At 44.4% G+C, this 6710-nt stretch carries 9 protein-coding genes and 1 pseudogene; 3 read left to right on the top strand and 7 right to left on the bottom strand.

Annotation, left to right across the window (positions count from 1 at the left end):
* Positions 1-142, bottom strand: a pseudogene (locus B4C08_RS03750) (radical SAM protein); the annotation flags it as partial.
* On the opposite strand from B4C08_RS03750, the gene B4C08_RS03745 reads away from it, so the two are divergent.
* Complete coding sequence (locus B4C08_RS03745) at positions 141-551, top strand: GNAT family N-acetyltransferase (protein WP_296663043.1); 411 nt, start codon at positions 141-143, stop codon at positions 549-551. The pseudogene B4C08_RS03750 and the gene B4C08_RS03745 overlap by 2 nt on opposite strands.
* Positions 552-726: 175 nt before the next feature.
* Complete coding sequence (locus tag B4C08_RS03740) at positions 727-1995, top strand: ATP-binding protein (protein ID WP_296663040.1); 1269 nt, start codon at positions 727-729, stop codon at positions 1993-1995.
* 6 nt (positions 1996-2001) lie between these two features.
* On the opposite strand, the gene B4C08_RS03735 is transcribed toward B4C08_RS03740, so the two are convergent.
* The 3 genes from B4C08_RS03735 to B4C08_RS03725 form a co-directional block, all read right to left on the bottom strand.
* Positions 2002-2277, bottom strand: coding sequence for a helix-turn-helix domain-containing protein (locus tag B4C08_RS03735; RefSeq protein WP_296663037.1), 276 nt, complete (start codon positions 2275-2277; stop codon positions 2002-2004).
* Positions 2278-2569: 292 nt separating this feature from the next.
* Positions 2570-2854 carry a BrnA antitoxin family protein gene (locus tag B4C08_RS03730; protein ID WP_296663034.1) on the bottom strand — a complete coding sequence of 95 codons (285 nt, stop codon included), beginning with the start codon at positions 2852-2854 and terminating at the stop codon, positions 2570-2572.
* Complete coding sequence (locus tag B4C08_RS03725; protein WP_296663029.1) at positions 2817-3146, bottom strand: BrnT family toxin; 330 nt, start codon at positions 3144-3146, stop codon at positions 2817-2819. Before B4C08_RS03725 ends, B4C08_RS03730 begins: the two co-directional genes overlap by 38 nt.
* Positions 3147-3422: 276 nt before the next feature.
* Between B4C08_RS03725 and B4C08_RS03720 the strand changes: the two genes are divergently transcribed.
* Complete coding sequence (locus tag B4C08_RS03720) at positions 3423-4775, top strand: MFS transporter (RefSeq protein WP_296663027.1); 1353 nt, start codon at positions 3423-3425, stop codon at positions 4773-4775.
* 682 nt (positions 4776-5457) lie between these two features.
* Here B4C08_RS03720 and B4C08_RS03715 read toward each other — a convergent pair.
* The 3 genes from B4C08_RS03715 to B4C08_RS11215 form a co-directional block, all read right to left on the bottom strand.
* Positions 5458-5913, bottom strand: coding sequence for a GNAT family N-acetyltransferase (locus B4C08_RS03715; RefSeq protein WP_296663024.1), 456 nt, complete (start codon positions 5911-5913; stop codon positions 5458-5460).
* An 11-nt stretch (positions 5914-5924) separates the two neighbouring features.
* A complete protein-coding gene (locus tag B4C08_RS03710; protein ID WP_296663022.1) occupies positions 5925-6458 on the bottom strand; it encodes a GNAT family N-acetyltransferase in 534 nt (177 codons plus the stop codon).
* Positions 6459-6592: 134 nt separating this feature from the next.
* A complete protein-coding gene (locus B4C08_RS11215) occupies positions 6593-6697 on the bottom strand; it encodes a helix-turn-helix domain-containing protein (RefSeq protein WP_414717766.1) in 105 nt (34 codons plus the stop codon).
* Positions 6698-6710 lie beyond the last annotated feature (13 nt).

Genomic DNA, 6710 nt, shown 5'->3' with positions numbered 1-6710 from the left:
TTACCTCGATGTCCTCAAAGTCGTGGCTCATCTGGTAGCAGCGGCTGCGCGAATCGCAGTAAATGCAGCCGTGCGTGCAACCGCGGTAAATGTTCATTCCGTTGCGCGCCGAAAGAATTCCTTTTGCCTCTGTAAAATGCATGGCTAATTATACCATGTTCCGTGATGTTTTCAATTCGCCGCCTTGGAATGACGGATGGAACGACCCGGTTCAGCTTCACGAATATATCTGCGACATTACACAGAGAAGAGGTTCGCTTGTCTTCGGATTTTTTATTGACGGAAAACTTTACGGAGCCACAATCGGATGCATTGTCCACTGGTGGAGCGGAACCGAATACATTCTTGATGACTTTTTTCTGAACAAGGAAGCGCAGGGCAAAGGAAACGGAAAACTTTTCATGAAAGGAATTGAAGAATCGCTTAGGCGGAAAAACATAAGTGCAATTTACCTTCAGACTGAGCACGGAATTCCGGCATACGGCTTATACAGGAAAACCGGATTCACCGAACTTGAAAGCTGCGCCGTGTTCCTAAAAGTCTTGGAGTAAAGGATTTCCCCGCTTTTGGCGCATAGATTATAAGGCGGAATTCTTTACAAATTTATCTCGTTCTGCCTGTTTTTTAGTGATTTTTCACCTTATACAGTGTTAAATATAGTAAATTTATCCCCTTATAAGGTAAATTATTCTTGATTTTCCCTTTTTTGAACAATATAATTACCGCATGAGCATAAATAAGGACAAAGTGAAGGAAGTAATTCTCGAAAATCAGAGGTTCGTGCAGTCTGTGCATCTGGTTCGCCGCAGCATAAAAATCCAGCCGAACTTCAACTATATTTTTGTGGGAATACGGCGCGCCGGCAAGTCATTTTATCTGTTCCAGTGCATTCATGACCTGCTGGCAGAGGGGCATAAAATAGAGGAAATTCTTTACTTCAACTTTGAGGACGACCGCCTTGACGGAATTGAGCTTGCCGACCTTGACCTGCTTCTGCAGTGCTACGGCGAGATGTTCAGCCACAAGCCTTTTGTTTTTCTTGACGAGATTCAGAATGTCGTGGGCTGGGAAAAATTCGCGCGGCGGCTGGCGGACAACAAATATTCGGTTTTCATCACCGGAAGCAATGCAAAAATGCTTTCCAAGGAAATGGCAACCGTTCTTGGCGGAAGATTTCTTGTTCAGAACGTTTTTCCGTTTTCGTTCGCAGAGCATCTTTCCCTGAACGGAATCAGTACGGATCCGGTTTCCCTTATCCGCAGCAAAAATGAAATCGTGCGAGAGTTCGAGACGTATTTTTACAACGGCGGACTTCCTGAGCTTCACTATGCGCAGGGAGCGGAAAAGCGGCTTTGGCTCAGCAACCTTTACAACAAAATCTATTTCGGCGATTTGATTTCGCGCTACAAAATCAGGAACGAGAGAGCCGTCAAGCTTCTGATAAAAAAAATCGCGGAAAGCGTAAAGCAGCCCTCATCGTACACAAGGCTTGCGAACATCGTCTCGTCGTGCGGAACAAAGGTCAAGGCGGAAACGGTCGCGGAATATCTGAACTATGCGGAAGAAGCGTGGCTTGTCTTCCATGCGGAAAATCTTTCAGCAAAGCTTTCGGAACGTGAATCCGTCAAAAAATATTACATAACGGACAACGGAATTCTGAACCTCTTTCTGACCGACCCGAACACTTCACTTCTGGAAAATCTTGTGGCGGTAACGCTTTTGAGGAGCGAAACCGAATTCTGCTTTTACCGCTCTGCCGACTGCGAGGTTGACTTTGTTCTGCCGGAAGAAAAAACCGCTATTCAGGTCTGCTACAGCCTTTCCGATGACGAGACACGAAAACGCGAATTTTCCGCACTGCATTCATTGGACAGACGCTACGAGCTGAAAAACTGCCTTGTGATTTCAAAGGATGCGGAGGAAACTGCCGAATACAAAGGCACGCAGATTAAAATTCTTCCAGCCTGGAAATGGGTTCTGGAAAAACATAATTGAACGGATTTACAGCGCCTCAAGCAGCGCGGCGATTTCTTTTTTGATTTCGGACTTTGACTTTATTTCTGACTCAGGGAAAAATTCACGCGGATTCGTCTCAAGGACTTCTGCGATTCTGATTATGGTCATGAGCGACGGCTGGCTTCTGCCGGACTCGACGTGCGTGTAGAAGCTCTGCGAGAAATTTCCGCGCGTGCACACTTCCAGCTGCGAAAGTCCCTTTGAAATACGCGCAAGCCTTATCTTCTCAATTACATATCTGTGAATTTCCTCATTTGTCATGTAAAAATGATATTATTCTTCAGAGCATAAAACGATTCTCTATACAGAAAGATAATTACTTGATAGAGTAATAAAATTACTTTATAGTAAACAGAAATAACTCTATAAGATAACAATTTGTTTTGTGGAACTTCTACAGATTAGTGAAACAGTTTCTGACAGTGATCTTATTTCAAAATTGGATGTAAAGGCAAAGGCTAATAATCCACTTTTGCAAAAATTACTTGATGAAAACCGCCCCGTTTACGGTTAATATAGATTCTTCCGCAAGTCCACCCGCCCGGCGGATTTTTTAGTCAGTAAAATCCAGTGCAGGCATTTTGTGTTCCATCACAACGGAACGAAGAATTTCATTTGTCTTTGACTGATAGCCTTTTCCGAAACTCTTTAGAACTGCAACCAAATCCGCGTCAAGCCTCATTGTGACTGTCTGTTTTATAGGCTCAATCTTGTAATATTTGAATTTAGCTTTTGAGAAATCCGTTGTCTTTGGAATGTCTGAATAGTCAACAGGGGTGTTTCCAAGATTTTTAAGTTCGTCAATTTGTTCCTGTGTAAGATTTGATAAATTCGTCATACGCTTTCTTTTCCTGCGGATCAAGTCCTCTTGCTGAAATCAAGCGGTGCCGTTCCTTTCCGTCTGAACACCGTTCCGTATAAAACACCGTAACTACGGCAATTCCATTTATGTTTCCAAATCCTTGATACCTTTGCTCTGTCTCTGAGTGTTCCTCATCGGGAATCTCAAGAAACAGCGGGTCAAGAAAAACTTTGGAAGCCGTCTCAAAGCTTAAGTGATGCTTTTTTATGTTGATGAGATTTTTTTCACTGTCCCATTCGCAAGTGTCATCACTGCTGAAAACTGTCATAATTGTATTATAAATCGTTATTTACAAAGTTGTAAAGATAAAAATTATGTCATTAGCCGCCACTCCTCCCCCTTGCAAAAGTTCCACCGGATGTCTAAAATGTGCGGCAAGTTTGCGTCGCAAATTTTATGACTAACTTCACTTAGGAGGAAAAACGTGATTCTTTGTATTGCAATGTCTCCGTGCAAAGTCTTTTAGGGCAGTTTGTACGGAGTAGTTTCTGCTCTTGGGCTTTGCGTTTCATCAGAAAAATGAAATCAAATGGAGCAAAGTCTTATGAAAAATTTTATTAAAATCCTGCGGGAAATGAGGACGTTCCTGCTTTTGTGGATTACACAGTCCTTCTCTTCATTCGGAAGCGCGATGACTTCCTACGCACTTGTCATCTGGTCGTACACGCAGAAAGGTTCTGCGCTCATGACGGCTCTTCTGATGGTCTCAACCTACACGCCTTATGTGATTCTCAGCATTTTTGCCGGCGCACTCAGCGACAGGTGGAACAAGAAAGCCACAATGCTCGTCTGCGATTCGGTGGCGGCGGTCTCTACGGTGGTGATGTTCATCCTGCTCAAAAACGGGCTTCTTGAAATCTGGCATCTTTATCTGATAAACGCGGTGAACGGACTTATGAACACGGTCCAGTCGCCTGCCTCGGAAGTTGCGGTCTCGCGGATTCTGCCGAAGGAGCACTATCAGCGTGTGGGCGGACTTCGCTACTTTTCAAACGCGCTCAATTCAATTTTTGTGCCGGTCATTGCGACTGCGGTCATCGGGCTTTTCGGACTGACTGCGGTTGTCGCCATTGACCTTGCAACTTTTTCCGCTGCATTTCTTGTGCTTGCGCTCGCCATAAAAATTCCTGAGCCGAACAGAAATACGGAAACCGGAACAGAAAACGCGGAGTCAGCTTCGGAAAATCATGCTGAAAAAGCAAGCCTTATGGATTCTGTAAAAGGCGGAATCTCGTTCCTGAAAAACGAGCGCGGGCTTTTGTGCCTGATAATGTTCCTTTCGTCAATCAACCTGATTGCGTCAATTTACAATGCGGCTCTTCCGGCGATGGTTCTTTCCAGAAACTGCGGCGGAGAAAAGGCGCTTGGAATGGTGAACTCGGTAATCGGAATTTCCATGCTGATTGGAAGCGTTCTTGCGTCGGCAGTTCCGGCTCCGAAAAACCGGGTGCGCACAATCTTTTTGTGCCTGTTCATTTCGATGGGAACGGAAAACATAATGCTTGCTCTGGGACGTTCGCCGCTTGTGTGGTGCGTCGGCGGATTTTTGGGCTACATTCTGATTCCGCTGATGAGCGCGAACCTTGACGCAATCATGCGCCTTCGCGTTCCGGATGAGATTCAGGGGCGGGTCTATTCGGTGCGGAACACGTTCCAGTTCTTCACGATTCCAGCCGGATATTTCTTAGGCGGATTTCTTGTGGACAAAGTGTTCGAGCCGTTCATGGCAAGATTTGCGCCCGACACATTTCTTGAGCGCATCTTCGGAAGCACGAAAGGCTCCGGGGCTACCCTGGTCTTCTTTGTGATTGCGTTCGCCGGAGTCGCAGTCTGCATAATCTTCAGAACCAGCCGCTCAATCCGCGCGCTTGAAAAGGAGGAACTGGAAAGAAAGTAGGATTATATGAGGATTGCCGCGTCAAGCGTGGCAATGACAAGTTGACGAGATTTCCGGGACTATTACACGGGAATGACAAACCACAGACTGTCATTACCCGCCATGGCTTGTCATCTTCGGGCTTGTCCCAAAGAATATTGCATTGGTATTTATAATTTGCCGCCTATCGTTCGTTATACGGATAGAATACCTGTCATTATGCTGATAGGCGGCATATCAGGGTATTTCGTAGATTGGAAAAACCTCACAGCTTTTTTGCATTATTTGAAAGTTGTAGTATACATTGCAATATATAAGGCTTATACACGGTAATGTATAGCTTCTATACACTACCGTGCGAGGCTTTGGTACATTGCCTTGTATCGCAACGGTACATTAGGCTGTACCAGGATGGTACATTTCCGTGTACCAAAGCGGTACAAGAGAGTGTATCGCCTTGGTACAGCAGTTTGTGTTTTTTTATTCAGCGGTGCAGACCAAGGTCTTCCAGAATCTGCCTGTATTCATGGTTTTTAGAGGACGGCTTCTCTAGTTTGATTTTTGCCCCGGTGAACTCTCTTTATACTTGCACGTTCTGAACTTTCCTTCTATCCAGAAAGTCGCAACAATCCGCAAGTTTTATCCATATCTTAAATAAAATAACTGACTGTTCCTCGTTGCAAAATCTCTTCAGAATTTAAAGTCATTTTTCTAAAACAAATCGTGCCACTTTTACATTTCCGTCTGTTTCTGTTGACACGATTTTGAAGCCGCATTTTTCTGTGTAGAATTTTACATTTTCCTTTTTTTCTATCGGCGTGATTAAGGTGAATTTTTCAGCGTCCTTGTAAAGCGATGTTACATATTTGACAGCGTGCGTTCCTATTCCTTTCCCCTGAAACTTTGGAACAACGCAAAGGCAGCCGATTTCATATATTCCGTCGGAGATTTTTTTGCAGGAAACACAGCCGGCCGGCTCACGGTCACATAAAATGATAAGCTTGGGATATTCCGATATGGATTTTTCCATCGCTGCTTTGCTCTTGCCGTATGCGGGACATTCACCGAATCTTATATAATCGCTGTAAAATGCAGAATTATAAATGTTTATAAGCAGTTCAGCGTCAGCAAAAGTCGCTTTTCTGTATTCAATTTCCATACAATTTTTTATTACAGCACAAATTCCATCTGAATGTCGAACGGTTCTTCCGCTGCCATTTTTGCGTTGACTTCCATAGCTGGAACGCAGCCCAAAGCTCTGTACGCCGCCTGGCTTTCCTTTGACGAATGTGCGGAAATGTAGAGCTTTTGCGCACCAAGATTTTTCGCTTCCGAGCAGGCGAGTGAGAACAGTTTGCGACCGATTCCTTTCCCGCGGAAATCTTCTGAAACCTGAAACTGCTCAAGGCTCACGTACTTTGCTGCCTTCCCGAAAATCTCATGCTCAACTGTTACAAATCCCACAACGCGTTTTCCGCAGAACGCAGCGAATGCCGACAAATCATTTTCCAGCCTAGAAGAAATTCCTGCGGCAACCTCGCGGCATTTTTCAATCGACCAGTCTTCAGTAAATTCGTTCGGAACAAGTTTCAGTTCGCCACTAACGTTCCGCCAACATTCTGTGATTGTTTGATGCCGCCTGAATTCATCGAGCGAATGTCCGTCAAAATTTCCGTGGTTGAGTTTTTCGTACCTGATTTCCATCTGAATCCTTGTAAGTTCTGAAAAATTGCCATTTCCGTAGAGAGTACGAAAATGCTTTGTAAAACTAAAAGAGTTAGTTAATATATATCTAATGATGTTAGTTTTGTCAAGAATAGGGAAACGGCGCGTCGTGCTTACCGTAAAATCTTCCAGCTGCCGTTTTTGTCCGCGCCGATTCTCTGAATGATTTTTTCTTGCTGAAGCTTTTTCATGCTGCGGTTTACGGTTTCCCGTGTGATTTTCAGTTTTAAG

The sequence above is a fragment of the Treponema sp. UBA753 genome, from assembly GCF_002297325.1.
Lineage (GTDB): Bacteria > Spirochaetota > Spirochaetia > Treponematales > Treponemataceae > Treponema_D.
This window is presented reverse-complemented; position numbering and strand designations above follow the sequence as displayed.